The 17,649-nt window shown below is 41.0% G+C and carries 15 protein-coding genes; 5 read left to right on the forward strand and 10 right to left on the reverse strand.

Annotated features, from left to right (window positions below; all coding sequences use genetic code 11):
• Window positions 1-4: 4 nt before the first annotated feature.
• From Q7657_RS06345 to Q7657_RS06375, 7 genes are read right to left on the reverse strand one after another with little or no spacing between them, the layout of a single operon-like run.
• On the reverse strand, window positions 5-469 hold the full coding sequence (locus tag Q7657_RS06345; RefSeq protein WP_107166315.1) for a formate hydrogenlyase maturation HycH family protein: 465 nt from the start codon (window positions 467-469) through the stop codon (window positions 5-7).
• Window positions 462-1,295 (reverse strand): NADH-quinone oxidoreductase subunit B family protein, encoded by an 834-nt coding sequence (locus tag Q7657_RS06350; protein ID WP_053989377.1) that lies wholly within the window; start codon window positions 1,293-1,295, stop codon window positions 462-464. The genes Q7657_RS06345 and Q7657_RS06350 overlap by 8 nt, the downstream gene beginning before the upstream one ends.
• Window positions 1,292-1,840 (reverse strand): formate hydrogenlyase complex iron-sulfur subunit, encoded by a 549-nt coding sequence (locus tag Q7657_RS06355; RefSeq protein ID WP_045065325.1) that lies wholly within the window; start codon window positions 1,838-1,840, stop codon window positions 1,292-1,294. Before Q7657_RS06355 ends, Q7657_RS06350 begins: the two co-directional genes overlap by 4 nt.
• A gap of 8 nt (window positions 1,841-1,848) precedes the next feature.
• Complete coding sequence (locus Q7657_RS06360; protein ID WP_107166316.1) at window positions 1,849-3,603, reverse strand: hydrogenase large subunit; 1,755 nt, start codon at window positions 3,601-3,603, stop codon at window positions 1,849-1,851.
• Between the two features lie 9 nt (window positions 3,604-3,612).
• Window positions 3,613-4,566 carry a respiratory chain complex I subunit 1 family protein gene (locus tag Q7657_RS06365; RefSeq protein ID WP_107166317.1) on the reverse strand — a complete coding sequence of 318 codons (954 nt, stop codon included), beginning with the start codon at window positions 4,564-4,566 and terminating at the stop codon, window positions 3,613-3,615.
• Entirely contained in the window at window positions 4,566-6,500 is a 1,935-nt protein-coding gene (locus Q7657_RS06370; protein WP_107166318.1) for a proton-conducting transporter transmembrane domain-containing protein, read from the reverse strand. The genes Q7657_RS06365 and Q7657_RS06370 overlap by 1 nt, the downstream gene beginning before the upstream one ends.
• Window positions 6,497-7,111, reverse strand: coding sequence for a 4Fe-4S dicluster domain-containing protein (locus Q7657_RS06375; RefSeq protein ID WP_042117793.1), 615 nt, complete (start codon window positions 7,109-7,111; stop codon window positions 6,497-6,499). Before Q7657_RS06375 ends, Q7657_RS06370 begins: the two co-directional genes overlap by 4 nt.
• Window positions 7,112-7,392: 281 nt before the next feature.
• Between Q7657_RS06375 and Q7657_RS06380 the strand changes: the two genes are divergently transcribed.
• Window positions 7,393-8,046, forward strand: coding sequence for a YoaK family protein (locus tag Q7657_RS06380; RefSeq protein ID WP_107166319.1), 654 nt, complete (start codon window positions 7,393-7,395; stop codon window positions 8,044-8,046).
• A 59-nt stretch (window positions 8,047-8,105) separates the two neighbouring features.
• Here the strand turns inward: Q7657_RS06380 and Q7657_RS06385 are convergent, their stop codons facing one another.
• Window positions 8,106-8,474: a cell envelope integrity TolA C-terminal domain-containing protein gene (locus Q7657_RS06385; protein WP_107166320.1), complete on the reverse strand. Its 369-nt coding sequence runs from the start codon at window positions 8,472-8,474 to the stop codon at window positions 8,106-8,108.
• 214 nt (window positions 8,475-8,688) lie between these two features.
• On the opposite strand from Q7657_RS06385, the gene Q7657_RS06390 reads away from it, so the two are divergent.
• Together Q7657_RS06390 and Q7657_RS06395 are read left to right on the forward strand one after the other, a co-directional pair.
• Entirely contained in the window at window positions 8,689-9,861 is a 1,173-nt protein-coding gene (locus tag Q7657_RS06390; protein ID WP_107166321.1) for a MerR family transcriptional regulator, read from the forward strand.
• Window positions 9,862-9,863: 2 nt separating this feature from the next.
• Window positions 9,864-10,370 carry a GNAT family N-acetyltransferase gene (locus Q7657_RS06395; protein ID WP_107166322.1) on the forward strand — a complete coding sequence of 169 codons (507 nt, stop codon included), beginning with the start codon at window positions 9,864-9,866 and terminating at the stop codon, window positions 10,368-10,370.
• Window positions 10,371-10,449: 79 nt separating this feature from the next.
• Here Q7657_RS06395 and Q7657_RS06400 read toward each other — a convergent pair whose 3' ends face one another.
• Window positions 10,450-12,282 (reverse strand): leukocidin family pore-forming toxin, encoded by a 1,833-nt coding sequence (locus tag Q7657_RS06400; protein WP_498826931.1) that lies wholly within the window; start codon window positions 12,280-12,282, stop codon window positions 10,450-10,452.
• Between the two features lie 822 nt (window positions 12,283-13,104).
• On the opposite strand from Q7657_RS06400, the gene Q7657_RS06405 reads away from it, so the two are divergent.
• Together Q7657_RS06405 and Q7657_RS06410 are read left to right on the forward strand one after the other, a co-directional pair.
• Entirely contained in the window at window positions 13,105-15,744 is a 2,640-nt protein-coding gene (locus tag Q7657_RS06405; protein WP_107166324.1) for a hypothetical protein, read from the forward strand.
• Between the two features lie 15 nt (window positions 15,745-15,759).
• Entirely contained in the window at window positions 15,760-16,533 is a 774-nt protein-coding gene (locus Q7657_RS06410; RefSeq protein WP_107166325.1) for an ADP-ribosyltransferase, read from the forward strand.
• A gap of 81 nt (window positions 16,534-16,614) precedes the next feature.
• Here Q7657_RS06410 and Q7657_RS06415 read toward each other — a convergent pair whose 3' ends face one another.
• Complete coding sequence (locus tag Q7657_RS06415; protein ID WP_107166326.1) at window positions 16,615-17,646, reverse strand: endonuclease/exonuclease/phosphatase family protein; 1,032 nt, start codon at window positions 17,644-17,646, stop codon at window positions 16,615-16,617.
• Window positions 17,647-17,649: the final 3 nt, after the last annotated feature.

The raw sequence follows: 17,649 nt of genomic DNA on the forward strand, positions 1-17,649 counted from the left end.
ATGCTTAGCGTCCTCCACGGATCATCATGTACATGGTTGGCTCACGATGGATCGCCCCCAGCGCATCAATAAAACCACTGGTCAGTTGCTGTGACTTTTCGTTTTGAGTACGACTGTCGATACGATCAAACGCCAGTGCCAGCATGTTTAAATGCTCTGGGTAAATCGTGATTTCACCAAACACTAAAAAGCCTTTCATTTTACGAAATGCTTCACCGTTTTGGTCTAATCCACTGATCCACTCAAGGTACTCATGACCTGAACATTTCAATACGGCATCTAAACAATCAACCACACCAAGATGGTGACCAATCGCCAAGCTGTAGTACATGATTTGCTTGGCTTCTTCTGGCACATCGTAGCTTTCATCAACAAACTTGCGACCTAAGCTGTAGAAATACACATTCTGCTCAAGGTGACGAGATTGCGTTAATGCTTCAGGTAGATCTAACGCCTTGCTATTAGGCATGATCGCCTCCACAGCAAGGTTTGTTTTCAGAATGACACGCTGCTTGACCCGTCAATGCAGCCATGGTTTTACTCAGCAGAATATTGACGATTTCGGTTAAACGAGGATCGTCTTTTTCTGCTAGGTAATCCGCAATTTTGCTATCAACGTTATCGGCACTACAGGTTGCTAACACATCCATCACTTCATCGGCAATACGTTGACCTTGAACGTAACCTGCTAATAAGCGAGCTTGACGCTCAATCATCACCTTAATATCTAGTGGAATTTCGGTGTGCTTAAGGCTCGCTTTTTGCTCATCAGGGTTATGCGTTTTCGCTTTAAGTTTCTGATCAAGCAGACCTAATGCGACTGCAAAACCGTAAATTGTTGCCGCAGGGGTTGGTGGACAGCCCGGAATGTAGACATCTACAGGTACGATTTTGTCAGTACCGCCCCACACACAATATAGGTCGTGGAAGATACCGCCATCACAACCACAAGCACCGTAAGAAATCACAATCTTAGGATCAGGGGCTGCTTCATAAGCACGAAGTGCAGGAGCACGCATGGCACGGGTCACAGCGCCGGTAAATAGCAAAATATCAGCATGGCGAGGTGATGCGACAACCTTGATACCAAAACGCTCAGCATCAAAAACAGGCGTTGTCGCTGCAAAAATTTCGATTTCACAGGCGTTACAACCACCACAGTCAACACGGTAGACATAAGCCGAACGACGAATTTGCTTAATCAGCGCATCTTTTAATTTCTGGCTATTAGGCGGTAATGGAACAGGAACAGTTTGGGTATGGGCTGTACCATTTAGCTGTTTAATACCTTTCACATTTCCTCCTCAAGGTAACGTAGATGACTGACGTTTTCGCTATCAAGCATGTTGTTACAACGACGACATTCAGGACAGGTTTCGAGTTGTTGACGACGTAAATGCAGTTGATCTTGTGATACACCGCTTTGCGCTAAGGTATCGAGCACATATTCCAATAGTTTTTTCGCTACAAACGGACGCTCACACTGACGACAATTCGCCAGTTGGAATACCGCATGTTCATACAGATCTTCTTTACGTGTTACCGCTAATTCAAAATTCTGCGACAGCTTAATCGCTTTGGTTGGACACACTTCTTCACAACGACCACAGTAGATACAACGAGCCATCGACAATTCCCAACGGCGAGTCCCTGCTTTTTCATCGGTTTCCATCACCAAGGCATTGGCAGGACAAGCACGCATACACGCACCACAAGACAGACACTGATCTGCATCTAGCTCAGGCTTACCACGGAAGTCTTCACTGACTTCCAATGGTGCGAATGGGTATTTGGTTGTCACTTCACCGGTTTTTAAGACGGTCTTTAATAACTTAAACACAACGCCTCCTACAGTTTGAACGGTGAGTTTTTACGGTCGATGCTGTATTGCTCAATCGCTTTATATGGAATGGTTTTACTGCGCTTCTTCTTGGTATCAACAATGGTGACACGGTCAGTACATGAGTAACATGGGTCCAAACTACCGATAATTAACGGTGCATCAGCCACGGTGTTACCACGTAACATATAACGAAGGGTTGGCCAGTTTGCATACGTTGCAGCACGACAACGCCAGCGGAACAGTTTTTGGTTATCCCCTGTCATACTCCAGTGTACGTTTTCACCACGCGGCGCTTCGGTAAAGCCTAATGCGAATTTGTTTGGTACGTAGTTAAAGCCTTCCGTTAAAATTGCGCCCGGTGGAAGGTGATCAAGACCGTATTCAACAATGTTTAATGAATCAAACACTTCACGGATACGCACCATCACACGAGACTGCACATCACCGTTTTCCATGCTTTGCAGTTCAATCGGCACACTGCCGTAGGACTCTAATGATTGACCATGAACAATACGTACATCACGCTTGAAACCGCTAGCACGGATCAGTGGACCTACAGGGCTGTAATCACGAGCGATGTCTTTTGATAAAATACCGACACCTGCAATACGGCTTTCGATATTAGGTGTAGCCAGCAGCACTTCCACCAGCTCAGAGAAGGTTTTACGTACTTCTTTCACCATCGCAATACCTTTAAGGCGTTGCTCTTTCAAAAAGTCACGACGTACACCACCAATCAAGTTCATACCATAAGTTTTACGCGCACCTGTTAGTAGCTCCGCCAATTCCATGGTCTTTTCACGGACACGGAAGAACTGCATGAAACCTGAGTCGAAACCAACAAAGTGGCTTGATAAACCAATGTTTAATAAGTGACTGTGTAGACGTTCAACTTCAAGCAGAACAGTTCGGATCATCTTGGCACGAAATGGCACATCGACTGATAATGCATTTTCGATGGTATTGCTGTAACCCACGCTATGAGTAAAACCACAAATACCGCACACACGGTCAGTCAACTGTGCCACTTCATGGTAACCCATGCGTGTTTCTGCCAGTTTTTCCATACCACGGTGAACGTAGAACATACGGTAATCCGCATCAACAATGTCTTCACCATCAACGAATAAACGGAAGTGTCCCGGTTCATCAGAGGTAATATGCAGTGGACCTACAGGCACGATGCGGTTGCTGTCGTCACCTAATTGGTTATCGAACTGATAGGTTTCAGTTTCTGTGGTTGGCTGTGGACGCTGACGGTAATCCATCGCATCTTTACGCAATGGGTGAAGATCTTCTGGCCAGTCATCTGGTAGTACTAAACGGCGCTCATCAGGTAGACCAACTGGACGTAAGCCGTACATATCACGTACTTCACGCTCGCCCCACACTGCCGCAGGAATGGTTGGGGTAATAGAAATAAATTCTTGGCTATTAGCATCAACTAATACTTTTACCGTTACCCAGCTTTTCACTTCTCCTTCCATAGAAAGGGCGTGATATACCGCAAAGTGACCATTTAGGCTACGCTCATCATTACCGAACGTAACGGTTAGCCAGCCGCCTTGATCGTAGTAAAGCCATTTCATCACTTCGACTAGTGAGGTCATTTTTACCGTGATCGTCACTTGGTTATCAGTCTGCCACTCTTCATCAATAATGGCTGATGGAAAGAAATGATTCACACCATCGACATACTGTTTGCCAATCCGATTTGACTGCGGCTTAGTGGCATATTGTTCAAATGTATTGTTTGTCATTACTGTTTCTTACCAACCAAAAATTAAAAAGATAAGTGCCAATACGGCAACGAGAAATACCGGGAATAACGCACGGTGAATGCTCATAAAGCGAAAGCGTGCCATGGTGTTTTCTGCAATACCTGCAATGAAGAAAACCACCAATAGCTTGATGAATAGAATAACGGTGGCACCTAATAAGCTACCGAAACCTAATGATTGGGCTTTACCCCAAGGAATGAAGATCGCTAAGAAGAACTGAGCAACAACGAGCTGCTTTAGACCTAGACCTAATTTCACCATCGCTAAACCTGCACCTGAATATTCAGTAACAGGACCTTCTTGTAGCTCTTGCTCGGCTTCTGCGCTATCAAACGGCAACTTACCCATTTCAATGAACAGCGCAAATGCACAGACAAGACCTGCCAAGATAATTGCTAACGGTGAATGCCAGCTATCGTTTGCCATTGCGTGACTGATATAACCAAGATCGGTTGTACCCATTGCTAATGCAACAACCACAATCGACAGGATCAACATTGGCTCCACTAAGATGCCAAGGGTTAATTCACGGCTACTGCCTAAACCACCAAACATGCTGTTTGAATCAATGCCTGATAACGCAAAGAAGAAGCGGAAAATCGCTAATAAGTAAATATCAGTGATGATGTCGCCAGAAATCGGGAACGGTGATACTTGTGTCACCGTTGGCAATGCCATAGCGATCAACAACATGGTGATCACTAATACCCAAGGCGTGATCCAAAAAATGAATCCCGCATTCGATGGCGCTACAGACTGACGTTGCAGCAACTTATAAATATCACGGTAATCTTGGAAAATACCCGGTCCTTGGCGAGAGTGAATTTTCGCACGAATAACACGGGTAAAACCGGTAGCTAAAGGGGCAAGCAATAGCATTAATAAAGCCTGAATAACAGCCAGTGTGATCCAACCAGCTGACGGCATTTCAAGTGGAGACATTAGCAAGCCACTCCTGAAATTAGAGGAAAGAACAACACCACAAACAGCGCAGCCACACAGCACAGAATGCACACTTTTCGACCATCAAGCTGGCTACCATCAGCTACCGCAAATAGGTGTGGTAAGACATGACGATCAACCAAAGACTGCTTTGGACGGTTATCGTAAATAAAGCTAAACATATGACGCATCGGGCGAGTAATACCTTCAGCTGACACTGTCATGCGTTGCTCATATTGGTAACCACATGCCCAAGGATCGCCTTGTTGACGACGCTCTAAACGACGTTGGCGGAACACATACAGTAATGCAGCTGGAACAAGGGCAAAGACCATCAACATGATGGCAATCACAGGTGTTGATAGGATCGCTTGGTTAGCAACAACAGGATAAATCGCACTGCCTGTTGCAACAGGAGCTGGAGCTAGGTGAAGCATGGAAGATGCAATTGCTGAGAAATAAGGTGCAATCCAAGGTGAGCCAACACCTAATACGATACATAAAATCGCTAGCATCGTGGTTGCTGTCGTCATGGCTGCGCCCACTTCACGAGTATTAGCAGCATGTTCTGTTTTAGGTGCGCCAGTAAAGCCAATACCGTAAACCTTCACAAAACACATACAAGCTAATGCACCTGTTAGTGCCAGCATCACCATACCTAATGGGCCAAACAGCATATTGCTCGCTGTACCTACTTTACCCATGCTAAATAGTGATTGGTAAATAAACCACTCAGACACAAAGCCGTTAAATGGTGGCAATGCACAAATTGCTAAAGTACCAATTAAAAACGCCAGTGCGGTTTTTGGCATGGTTTTACCAAGACCGCCCATTTTGTCCATGTCTTTGGTATGCATACGATAAACAATTGAGCCAGAACCTAAACACAATAAGCCTTTGAAAATCGCATGGTTTAATAAGTGGTATAAACCGCCAAGTAAACCCAATAGCGCAAGCACTGGATGATGACTAGCAATACCAATCATGCTCACACCAACACCAATTAAGATGATGCCAATGTTTTCAATGGTGTGGTAAGCCAATAGACGCTTAATATCATGCTCTGCTAATGCGTACATTACACCTAGCACCGACGATACCGCACCGAAGATCAGCACCAAGAAGCCCCACCATAGTTGGGTCGCACCAAGAAATAGAATGCTGAATTTTAGGATGCCGTAGATACCAATTTTCACCATTACACAGGAAATAAGTGTCGAGCAATAAGATGGAGAAATTGGGTAAGCTTTAATTAACCAACCATGTAAACCAATGCCAGCCGCTTTAATACCAAAGCCAACTAATGCCAGTAGGAAAGTTAATGAAGCAAGACCTGCGCTTAATGGTACAGCCGTGAAAGCACTGAAATCATAGCTCTGTGCATTCACAGATAAGATCAAAAATGCCGCCATGATCAACAGGCTCGCAATATGATCAACAATGAAATAATTCAGACCCGCTTTACGGCTGTTAAGGCTGCCATCGCTGATCACTATTAACCATGAAGCAATAGAGACCACTTCCATGAACACCATAAAAGTGATCACGTTAGACGAGATAACTAACACCGTCATTGCCGCAGCAAAGATGTTGAAAAGAATGTTGATCTTCCAGCCAGATTTACCCAAATACTCTTTTAAGTAGTTAATAGAGTAAATCGATGCTGCCATGGTCACTATGGATATTACCACCACCATTAAGGCTGAAAGCATATCCATATTCACCACACAGTTGGCTGCCGCTGCCACATCTGCCGAGTCGTAGTGACCAACAATAGTTGAAACACCAGCAAGTACGCCAAACACCCCACCAAAGGCACTGATCACGCCTGCTAAACGTAAGCTATCACGCTCATCATGACGACCTAGGCCAGAAATTAATGCCGCAACGCCATAGCTGATCACAGCAAACAAAACTAAAACTAACGGATTCATTTGTTCACAGCTCCACATTTCACAGAAACCGCACTGTCAGCAGCGTTTTCACGTTTACTGTGGCGAGCTTTCATCACTTTATTTTCATCGATTAGCACAATAGCTTGTGTCGGACATACTTGCGCACAAGCCGGGCCTTCTTCACGGAAACCACATAAATCACATTTCACAGCGATGCTTTTCACGCCGGGTTCCCATGCCAAAATATCTTGGCCAAAGGTGCTAGGAATGGAGGTAGAAGGATTACTTGAGCGAGGTGTTGATGGGATATAAGTATCGTAGCTGTTCGCCATCGCGATTGGTCGGCTACCATCAAAGGCAATCGCACCAAACGGACATGCAACTGCACATAAAGTACAGCCAACACAAAGCGACTCGTTAAGAACGACACGATCTGCTTGTTTAGAAATAGCTTGTACCGGACACACTGCCGCACAAGGCGCATCTTCACAGTGGCGACACATCACAGGTGCCGTAGCATTGTCATGCTTAACCACGGTAAGACGAGGATGACTTTGCAGTCCGACTTTCTTATGTGCCTCTGAACACGCTGCCATGCAGGTGCCACAGCCTATGCACTTGTCGGGATCTGCAACAACAAAGCTTTTCATGATCTTTCCAGTTAATTGCAAAAAGCATCACCAAAAGCAATTATCATACCAATAAGGTATTTATTGATTTTATTTTCTAAAGATCATTTACTTATCTAAGATTTCATTTCCTGGTCTAAGGTTAGTATTACCAAAGAATAAAAATAGGCGTAGGATCTGCGCCCCTCGACACGGGTATCGACACTTTATTTCGACATCAATGTCGACACAAAACGACGAACATAAGGGATTGTTTTACCCAATGGATAACAATAACCACCTACGCTTGAAACAACATACTAATGATTAAAAAAATACGTCTTCATTCAACCATGCCGTTCTACCTGTTATTTATTGCAGGTATCGTTGATGCCATTGGCTTTCTCCATTTAAAAAATGGTTTATTTGTCTCTTTTATGAGTGGTAACACCACCCACGTAGGTATCTTGCTAACTTCAGGCAATATGCCACAAGCATGGCACTACATCGGAGTGATCTTACTGTTTGTATTCGGTGCTGCTGTCGGTGAAGCAATAGCACTCGCTAACAGACCTTTTTATCGCAGTACGATAATGGCATTAGTGTCAGCGGTGCTGATCATCACCCTTTGTGCCGAGCCTATTTACTCCCCTATCGTGACTAGCTTCCTGCTTAGTTTTGCCATGGGCGTACAAAACATTGCGTTACGTTTTACCATTGAAAAAGCCACAGCTCTTACTTACGTGACTGGATTTTTAGTTAACACAGGGCGATCCATTGCCATGCTCTTAATGGGTAAAGGCACTAGCAGCACCTTTTTCCGTCATTTCAATTCATGGTTAGCTATCTTTATAGGCGCACTTGTTGGTACACACGTGATGGATTACTCTTTCCGCTACGCCTTAATTGTTCCTATTGTATTAACTCTTATCGCATCAGGGATCTTATTCTGGACGCATGAAGTCGAAGATGATTGATTAGGTTGCGAAGAGTAAAACGATAAAAGCCGACATGATGTCGGCTTTTTAGCTCAATTCTATCGTGGTGACACCAATAACTTCATATCTCTGAGCTTATCTGCATCTTGTTTGTCAGCAGGCAATGGAAAAAACGTAATTTCCCAAATAGCATTAAATGCCACTCGACATAACTTACTCTGTGATTGCATTTCGACACGCTCAACCAAACCTTTATCGTTTAGATGCATATTTAAAGCACATTCTGAACCTCGATAAGCACTTAAATCACCCATTTCTTCACGTAACAATCGCATATATACATCAGAATATTGGGTGATAACGGTTGGCTCATTAACAAATAACCCCTCTAAATCACTAATTTCTTCGCCACTCACACTACATGTCACAGCAGCAAAGATAACGCTAACAATAAGAAACGGTTTCATGCGTTCTATAACCTATCCTTGTTTCAAAAATTAAAAAACCCTTATCAACAATAAGCAATTTTATAGTCAGATTTCATATCTCGACTCTCGCTTTAAACACAAAGCACTTATTCAATATGTGTTACATCTCAATTCGCAATATCACTCTCAAAATCCTTGACCTGTCTAAAGCTTCATAGTTTATAGTGCGCATATCATTTAAAGAGAAGCTGCCATGTACCGTATTTCTGAATTAGCGCAAAAAGTGGGCTTAAGCCGTTCCACTTTACTCTATTACGAAAAGCTTAAACTTATTGCTGGCACACGCTTAAGCAATGGCTATCGTGGCTATACCGACAAAGATGTGCAACGGATAAAACTGTTACAGCAACTACAAGCAGGTGGACTTTCACTTAAAGAGTGCCAAGCCTGTTTAGATGCCCAAATCGACCGAGAACTATTGCTACAAAGGCTGAATATCCTCGATGAAGAGATCGCACAAAAGCAGAAAGCCCGTGATTTGCTCTCATCCATGCTGGGTATGAATTCGATGAAAGAGTGGCACCAATCAATGGAATCAGCCGCACCTTCAGCGCATTTAGAGTGGCTAATGAAGCAAGGTTTCAGTGAAAAACAAGCTTTGCGATTAAAATGGCTGTCGAAAGATATGAACGAACATGAGCAATACATGGCAGATTTTGAAGCGATCTTTGATGATTTAGAGCGACTTGGCCCTAGTTGTGATGATGACTCACTAAAAGCACTTAAAACATTACCCATTACATCCGGTGAAGTGTTAGATATCGGCTGTGGTAAAGGTGTTGTCACTACCCTATTGGCTAAACATGGCGATTTTCATATTACTGCGTTAGATAACGATGAATACAACTTAAGCTGTGTAAACAAAATAGCAATTGAAAGCGGGCTGGAGCATCGTATCACTACTGTTTGCGCCAGCATGACCGCCATGCCTTTTGAAGAACAACGTTTTGATCTGCTGTGGGCTGAAGGCAGCGCTTACATCATGGGTGTTGAGCAAGCACTTAAACAATGGCAACCATTAATTAAGGCTAATGGTTATTTGGTGATCAGCGACTTGGTGTGGTTAAGCGATAACCCTAGCCAAGAAGCAGTGAATTTCTGGCAACAAAACTACCCAGCTATGACCAACAGCGAACAGCGAGTCAAACAAATGCAGCAAGCAGGTTTTGACGTGATTAACCACTTTACCCAAAGTGATCAATCGTGGACAAACTACCTAGCACCATTACAAAACAAGATCGCTCAATTGGATAGACAGCATTTCACGTCAAATGCTATCGCAGATATTAAGAACGAAATCCAGATCCATGAGCGCTATTTAGGCCAATACGGCTATCAATTATTTGTATTAAAGAACAAAGGTTAAATATGATCATTCGAGCTGAAAAAGATTCAGATATTACTGCAATTGAAACGCTGACTTACAGCGCATTTAAAGATCATCCTCATCATGAACCGGGCGCAGAGCCAACCGAGCACTTGATCGTCAATCGCCTACGTGACGCTAACGCTTTAACACTATCGTTAGTAGCAGAGGCAAACAATCAAGTTGTTGGTCATATCGCTTTCTCTCCTGTACTTATCAATGGTGAAACGACCAACTGGTACGGTTTAGCACCTGTATCAGTATTGCCAGAGCAACAAAACAATGGGATTGGTAAGTCGTTAATTAACCAAGGATTAGCCCAGTTAAAAGAGCGTGGTGCTGAAGGATTCGTACTATTAGGTGAACCTGAATATTATAATCGCTTTGGTTTTAAAGCCCTGCCAGAATTAACTCTAACAGGAGTACCAGCAGAGTATTTCTTAGCCCTGCCGATAACAAATTCAATTCCCGTAGGTGAAGTGACCTACCACCCAGCGTTTTTTGAATAAACATGAAAAGAAAGCTGACATGATAATGTCAGCTTTCTACTGTATTGCGTTTCAATTAATAAAGATATTAATAACACTTCTAGCCCTGAGATATTTTCTCAAAATAGTCGGTATGATCTGTCAATATTCGCAAACTTATATGTTGAGTCTCTTGAGAATATAAATCTAATCGACCATTCGACTTATTATATCCGAGATAACTATTACTATAGACGTTCATTAATTTGTCACTACCTTTAACCCATTGCCAACGTTGAGTTAATCTCATATCACATTGTTTAAGATAACTTAAGTTCTCACCATCTAGGCATAGACTGGTATCTTTCGCACTGACGTAGCGCCCGTGTTTATCATAGATAAATGATTGAGAAACATTCTTTTGATTACATACCCTTGCCATTAGCACGCCAGTCGATGAAGACTCAATACAACGATCATTAAAGCCCTTTAACTGTAAATAAACTAATCGACCACCGGTAAACACAGGATGCTTCCAATCAACCATGAAACTAACATTTTTGCTAATTCTTCTACGAGGTGATCTTTCAGTGCCATTGTATTTCAGATGCTGGCCAATTAAATAAAAGTGCTTATACGTTAAATGATGAATAGGACGTATGTTAACTGAAGAATCAATAGAGAAAATAGTAGAACCTGTCGTTTCAGGAGCAGCTTTAAATATAACGTCCATAGTAGGAACAAAACTTTTATAACCAATAGGATTTATTCGATTGAAGTCTGCAGGAAAAGTTCTAACCCATATTGCATCTGTAGAGCGATTTAATAATGACTCAGCTGTTGCATAATTATGACGATTCCATTTAAAACTTACATTCTGATGACCATTAGTGTTTCTTTCAACACGATAATCTTGCGTTTTAAATGTTAAAAATCTTGACTGAATATAACTAGCACTTACATCTGACTTAACTTTAGGACCTGTTGCACTCACTTCAGTTCCAACAGTTACACCCAAAGTAAATCCTGATACCTCTTTTTTTTCATAATCAGCATTAAGATTATTATGTGGAACCGTTTTTAATACTGCCGCTTTATCATTTGATGCACTAAACGAAAAATTATAGTCCTGTGCAATAGCACTTGAACTCCACTCACCTAGATACCCATCCATAAGAAAGTACGGAACCTGATGATATTTATATATCAAAGAATCATTAAGATGAATGCCCGCTCCTGACGCACTATCGTCTAAAGTAATGCGAACTATTTTTGCATCAGGCGTTTCACCAGCCACACTACCAAACGCAAGTGAACGTTGTAAGTTAACTCTATAGATCAAAGAGATATGAGCATTATAGCAATAACGTCTATTACCAAATTCGCTCCAAAGTATTGACGATCTAAAAGTACATTCCTCTGCACTGATTCTACGTTTTACCATTAAGTAAAACGAGATGTGTGGCAAAGAAGCATGTTCAGATTTACTTGAGTCCTTGTTCACATCCCTTTTGAAACGCTTTTTTTCTTGTTCATGAGCGTCTAATAATTTAAGAGAAGGATCATCTATCCCCTCTATGGGAGCAAACATTAATTCATTTTTATGTTTTGTGATAACTAAATAGTTTTCAGGAAAAGAAACACCGATTTGCTGTGCAAAAAACTGTTTAGCTTTATCCTTTTTCGACTCATCTTCGATAGTCGTAAAATCAACGAAGACTCGTTTATTGTTTTTCAATACATTTGTTGCTATTTTTTCTAAATACAATGAAGATTTTTCATTATTCTCCTCTCCATTATCTATTAGCCAATTTCCTACATTAATATAATCAACCTGACTACTATCTTGTAGTTGACTTAACATATTAGCAGCTAAGCCTTGCGGTTGTTCATTATATGCCAATGCTGAGCTACAGCATAAGCCAATAATTATTAAACTTATAACAACTTTCACACTCCTGAATATCATCATATAAAAGCCCAACCATATTTAAAGTTTATATTTAAACAACGTAAACATTCACCATATTTGTAGCATTGATATTTTTTAATACAAATAAAATAAAAACAAAAACCTGTAGCTACAGTTGAAGTATTTAATTAAGCATAATTAGTTTTTATTTATAGGGTGATTGAATAAAAATTATTATTCTTAGCCCAGCAGTGTTCAGTGGCTTGGTGAAGTTAACATCTCCCCTAAGTCAAAAAACTATGGTTTTTAGTAATAAAACAATCTTTATATAGCCACCAGCAAACAACAAGAGAAGACATCGGTAAAACGTTAATTAGATAAGGGAATATCGAAAATAGCAACACCAACCATGGATTTCATAAAAACAATAAACCCTAAATGCAATATATAAAATAAAAGACAAAACAATAATATTATAGAAATTTAATCTATAAATATTTTCCTACCTATTCGACTTTATTTTACAAGTAAAATAACGCATATGTTATTGTCTTATTTTCCAGACATCTATATGATGAAAAATTAATTAATAAAATAATAAAAGGAACCTAAATACTGATAACTAAAAACAGTAATAAATCACATTAAATAACACCTTCTCTAAATACATAAGCCCACTAAGTAACGAAATATTGATTCATACATCATTTCAATACGTTATTTTTGCATGGTGATTACACTTATTACCTTTATCTTAAAAGGTAATTCACCTCATGATATTTAATTTTCAGTTGCAACTATGCTGCTGAGGGTTATTGCTTTTAAAAAATAGTTAATAGTACCACTTTAATTAAGGTAAATAATATGAAGTTGAAAAAATGGGCGCTGGCATGTGCCATGATTTCCCCCAGTGTGGACGCACTTGAAGTCTGTAATATTGGCGATGAATATAACGTCGTAACACGTGAAAATTTTCACGAAATACGCAAATCCAACTATAGAAACTTTAGTGAAAACCTAACGTCTGATGACTTATTCTTGTCTGCTCCTGATCATACTGTTGATATTCGTCCTTCCCTTACCGAAGCTGACAGTGTATTCCCAACGACAGCCTCATTACTTGAAGTAGGACCTACAAATGCCGCCCTACTTGAAACAGAAGAAGCAGCAAGTTTATTAACAACATTAGGCCGTTCAACCGCAGGTTTAACTAAAGGCGTACTCGAAGCATTGGGCCCCATTGGTGATACAGTCGCGGTCGGATTATGGGCTCATGAAGTAGCACAGTCCTTCGAAGATGAAACGAAAACTTCATATGATCGCTTTACCAGTGTAATGAGCTTAATTGACTGGTTTGGCGTGCTCAAACTACCAGCACGTGAAATTGATCGTCAAATCTTAACTGCACGTTGGAACCGCGTTGCTGCAAGTGATCACTATAGCTTTACAGTCCATAACGATATAGTTACCCAGCAAGATAAAAAAGATAAACAACACTGGGCAGATCTTGCTTCTGGCCAACAACGCATGCTTGAAGCGACAGCACAAAATTATGCCTCAGACATTGCGTTGAAATACCAGCAACATTATCAAGAAGCAGTACAAGCCCAAAGCCAGCTGGCTGAAACTTTGATTGCCGCTGTTGATAGCGAAGTTCAGAAGACCATCTTTAATAAGCTCGCGTTAGAAGGCGAGAATGCCAAGCTTTTTGCTTCTGATCTGAGTTCAATTTGTCGCGATGAGATCAATACTCTGCTGGCACTATACCCCGAGCAGGAACCAAGCAATGTACGACCAATCTTTGTACCAAGCAAAAAAGCAGCCAATCGTGCATTAGCCCAGCTACAACAATGCCAACAAACACACTTAGACTTAGCCATTACCAAGCTAGATGAGCTGAAAAATGGAGAAATTAACGGTCTAAATAGACAAACACTGCATCAGCTATATCGGCAAGTACTCAACGCAAAAATCAAAATTGTAGACACTGCAAACGTACAAATTGACCAGCTAAGAGCTCAATTGAAAAACGAAATGCGCAGTGCTGGATTAAGCGCTATCGATCGTTTATTTGAATCTGGAGCTGTTACCAATGCTCATCGTTACTTTAAAGATCAAGCAGAATATTTAGCAATAGATGAAATGTCTCGCAGTATTTTTGGCAGGCCAGCCACTAATGACGAACGTCGACGCAAATATTTTGTTGTACAAAAAGGCTACGAAAAATGTACTCGTATCGGCATGCTTGGCGGTGATCCCCACTTCATGGGATGTACTGAATATACTTGGATCCCTGCTGAAATTGAGCATTATGATGCCTCTAAAGATGAGGTGATCGCTCAAATGACAATGCCAAATAAAAAACAAATTAAGCAAGTCTTCCTGCAATCTTTAGAAACATTGATCAAAGAAGGTTGGAACGCGCAGCATGAAGAAGCGTGGCTAGAACAACAGATCATTAACTTTTCCAACAAACAACGTATCACTAGTACTGCTGCTTCTGATAAAGCACGTGTGATGCATTGGTTATTTGGCTCCAGTGCCGCGCTTGCAGCAGAGTGTGGGACAGGAAGTGCCTGTGCTGCTTGGTCGTCAGAGTATTTAGCAAAAGAAAACCTTTCACGAAATGCTTCCTTACACCTTATTGCAAGTTGGTTTGAGAAGAATAAAAACTCTGGCTATAACGTTCATTCCAAACGATTAGCGAAGCTTGGAAGCCTGATCCCACAAGCCTTAAATAGCGAATGGCAAGCTAACCATGTCAACGGTTTTTACAGTTACCTATACCCGGGCAGTTTTGATTTGGATAAATATGCCCCATTAATTGCTTCAGCGTTAAAGGCATCTAACTTAGATATTCACAATCTTGCTGCCTCTTTACCGCAAGCAAAAAGTATCGTGAAAAAACGTATTGCAGAAGCCATGAATGTAACTGATAGCAATGGTGATGAATGGTTAGCATCACAGATCGGTGACTTTCAACGATATGTGGCGATTATCCATGCTCAAAATATCTCTACTGGGCATTACGCATCTGGAGATACTAACGTGACAGCGTTGTTTTCTGAACCACTCCCTGCCCATTTGCTGCGCTACCTAACGTTAAATGTTTATCAAAATATTGACGACATTGACTCGGCTTATTACTACCCGGCGGGCCATGATCGTGAAATAAGCTACGACGTGCGTCTACATGCTTCCATTGATAATGTCTTTAATACTGGCTCTGAGCTAAATGAAAAAATAAAAAAACTGGTTCAAGTTAACGAAAGCTTCTCTCGTTTAGCTGGTCGCCAATGCATGATCCATTACCCACAGCTCAAAGAAGCATTGCTTGCGATATCAGGTGACGACTCATTGTATTGGTTAACACCATTCTCTGACTGGTTTGACAGTGTCACAAAACAACAACTGGCGCTATTTAGCACCATTAGGTTTGCAGTGATCAAACAAAATGAGCGCAACATTCCCTGTGATTTAAGCCCTAACAATCCAATATATTAAAACGAGGAGCCAACGATGTATCGCATAATCTTAATATTCGCTATATCACTTATCTTTCATAGCTCAGTATTTGCAGAAGATTTTTCCGAGTTTAAAGGACGTGATTTATCACCTGCTCAACAAGAACAAATGGCCGATGATCTTATGGATTGGTCAGTGGCCAATCATGCTAAAGCAGAACAAAAGCTGATCTCAGATGAATACTCAGCCATGAAAAATTATGGTCGTGTAGAGCATGATGTTATTAACGAGTATATGCGTGCTGGAGAGCCAAAAGAGTTTCTTCTTCCAGGTTACGGTGAGATGTTCAAAGATCGTGTCTATCATCTGCGAAATGCAATGAACAAATTACCCAATTTCAAAGGAACTGTGTATCGAGGATCATCTATCAATAATAATCTACTCGAAAAACTCAATATTGGTGACATCTTGCATGAAAAAGCCTTTCTATCGACCTCAACCATACCGAGTGTCGCAAGGAACTTTTCATCAGCAGGGGTAAATGCAGGGATGTCAGCTGCACAGTTAAAAATCGAATTAAAAACAGCAGGTCGTGCCATTAATGCCTACACCTTTAAACCCTATGAGGCAGAAATTTTGGCTAAGCCCAATACCTATTACCGCGTTGAAGCGATAGAGAAAGTGTCGCCAAACAAGAACTACATAAAATTAAGGGAGATCAAAAATCCGTCGAAATATCTAAATGCAGAGGCTGATATACATATTTACGACAGTTTCAGCGGAGAAGAAATATTACCTAGAAGTCGCTCTATATTATCTTGTTTATAATTACCAAAGCCCCTTATGTCATTTCAACTCAATATAGAAATAGGCATAAGGGGCTTTATTTTAGTGTTCAATTAAACCAATCTAATTATCTATTTTAAAACGAGCAAATACCGCACTATGATCAGAGGTTGTATCATTTGTGGTTCCAGCAGCAATAGAATCAATAGTGACTGACTCTATTAGTTGCAATTTAGCCCCTTTATAATAAATGTAATCAATGCGATGTGGCGCGATATTCCCCCCTTGTGGTGACCAAGATTTACCACTGTGAGTCAACACATTCGGATGCATTTCTCGGTACGCATCTTTGAAACCTACTTTAGTAAAGACCTTCGAAACTTGATACGGTATTGTAATGCCAAAGTGCACATCTTTATTTTGAGGGCTCCAATCCAGCCTTGAGCTCGTATTATGATCACCAGCTAAAATAACAGGCTCTAAGTCCGCATTTCCAATAAGCTCAGGGATCCATTTCTCAACAATCTCACGAGCTTGATTTAAACGTACTTTATCGCGTTGAAAAATTTTAGCGATTTTTCCATGATCAATATGACTATCATGACGAGCTCCTTCATATAAATCATCTAGTATCGATTCACTTGAATCAGCAGAATCAAGCCAAGTATCCACAATCCATACAAATTGCCCATTCACATCTAACTTAACTGCACCAAAGTTCCAATCGTTAACATGCGGGTAATCTATGACATCTTTTACAACTTTAACGTCAGCGATGGGATAAATAGACATGACCGCTAAATTATCACCATGTATACCTTCTTCACACATACCTTGAAGGGTGGGTTTTCCTTCATTATCGCGACAACTTATTGTGTAATAATAGATATCATCGATGCTTACATCATGCGCTTTAGCAAAAGCTTTACGTAATAAATTACCTTTACCGTAAGTTTCAATAGAAACAAATACATCAGGTTTAACTGCTGCTACATCGTGCGCTACGCGTTTTGCATGATTTTTAGAGAAACCATCTTGAGTTGGGCCAACCCAACTATTCCAAGACAATACAGATAACTCTTGCGCTTGTATTGAAAAAGAACTGGCTGCCAACAAAGCAGCGGTTACTACACGTTTAATATTTTGCTTTGTCATGAC

The organism is Candidatus Photobacterium acropomis (assembly GCF_030685555.1).
In the GTDB taxonomy this organism is placed as follows: domain Bacteria; phylum Pseudomonadota; class Gammaproteobacteria; order Enterobacterales; family Vibrionaceae; genus Photobacterium; species Photobacterium lucens.

Coding starts and splice junctions, on each gene's coding strand:
- Q7657_RS06345 (WP_107166315.1), bottom strand. CDS start 469: ATGCCTAATAGCAAGGCGTTAGATCTACCTGAAGCATTAACGCAATCT.
- Q7657_RS06360 (WP_107166316.1), bottom strand. CDS start 3,603: ATGACAAACAATACATTTGAACAATATGCCACTAAGCCGCAGTCAAAT.
- Q7657_RS06365 (WP_107166317.1), bottom strand. CDS start 4,566: ATGTCTCCACTTGAAATGCCGTCAGCTGGTTGGATCACACTGGCTGTT.
- Q7657_RS06370 (WP_107166318.1), bottom strand. CDS start 6,500: ATGAATCCGTTAGTTTTAGTTTTGTTTGCTGTGATCAGCTATGGCGTT.
- Q7657_RS06375 (WP_042117793.1), bottom strand. CDS start 7,111: ATGAAAAGCTTTGTTGTTGCAGATCCCGACAAGTGCATAGGCTGTGGC.
- Q7657_RS06380 (WP_107166319.1), top strand. CDS start 7,393: ATGATTAAAAAAATACGTCTTCATTCAACCATGCCGTTCTACCTGTTA.
- Q7657_RS06385 (WP_107166320.1), bottom strand. CDS start 8,474: ATGAAACCGTTTCTTATTGTTAGCGTTATCTTTGCTGCTGTGACATGT.
- Q7657_RS06390 (WP_107166321.1), top strand. CDS start 8,689: ATGTACCGTATTTCTGAATTAGCGCAAAAAGTGGGCTTAAGCCGTTCC.
- Q7657_RS06395 (WP_107166322.1), top strand. CDS start 9,864: ATGATCATTCGAGCTGAAAAAGATTCAGATATTACTGCAATTGAAACG.
- Q7657_RS06405 (WP_107166324.1), top strand. CDS start 13,105: ATGAAGTTGAAAAAATGGGCGCTGGCATGTGCCATGATTTCCCCCAGT.
- Q7657_RS06410 (WP_107166325.1), top strand. CDS start 15,760: ATGTATCGCATAATCTTAATATTCGCTATATCACTTATCTTTCATAGC.
- Q7657_RS06415 (WP_107166326.1), bottom strand. CDS start 17,646: ATGACAAAGCAAAATATTAAACGTGTAGTAACCGCTGCTTTGTTGGCA.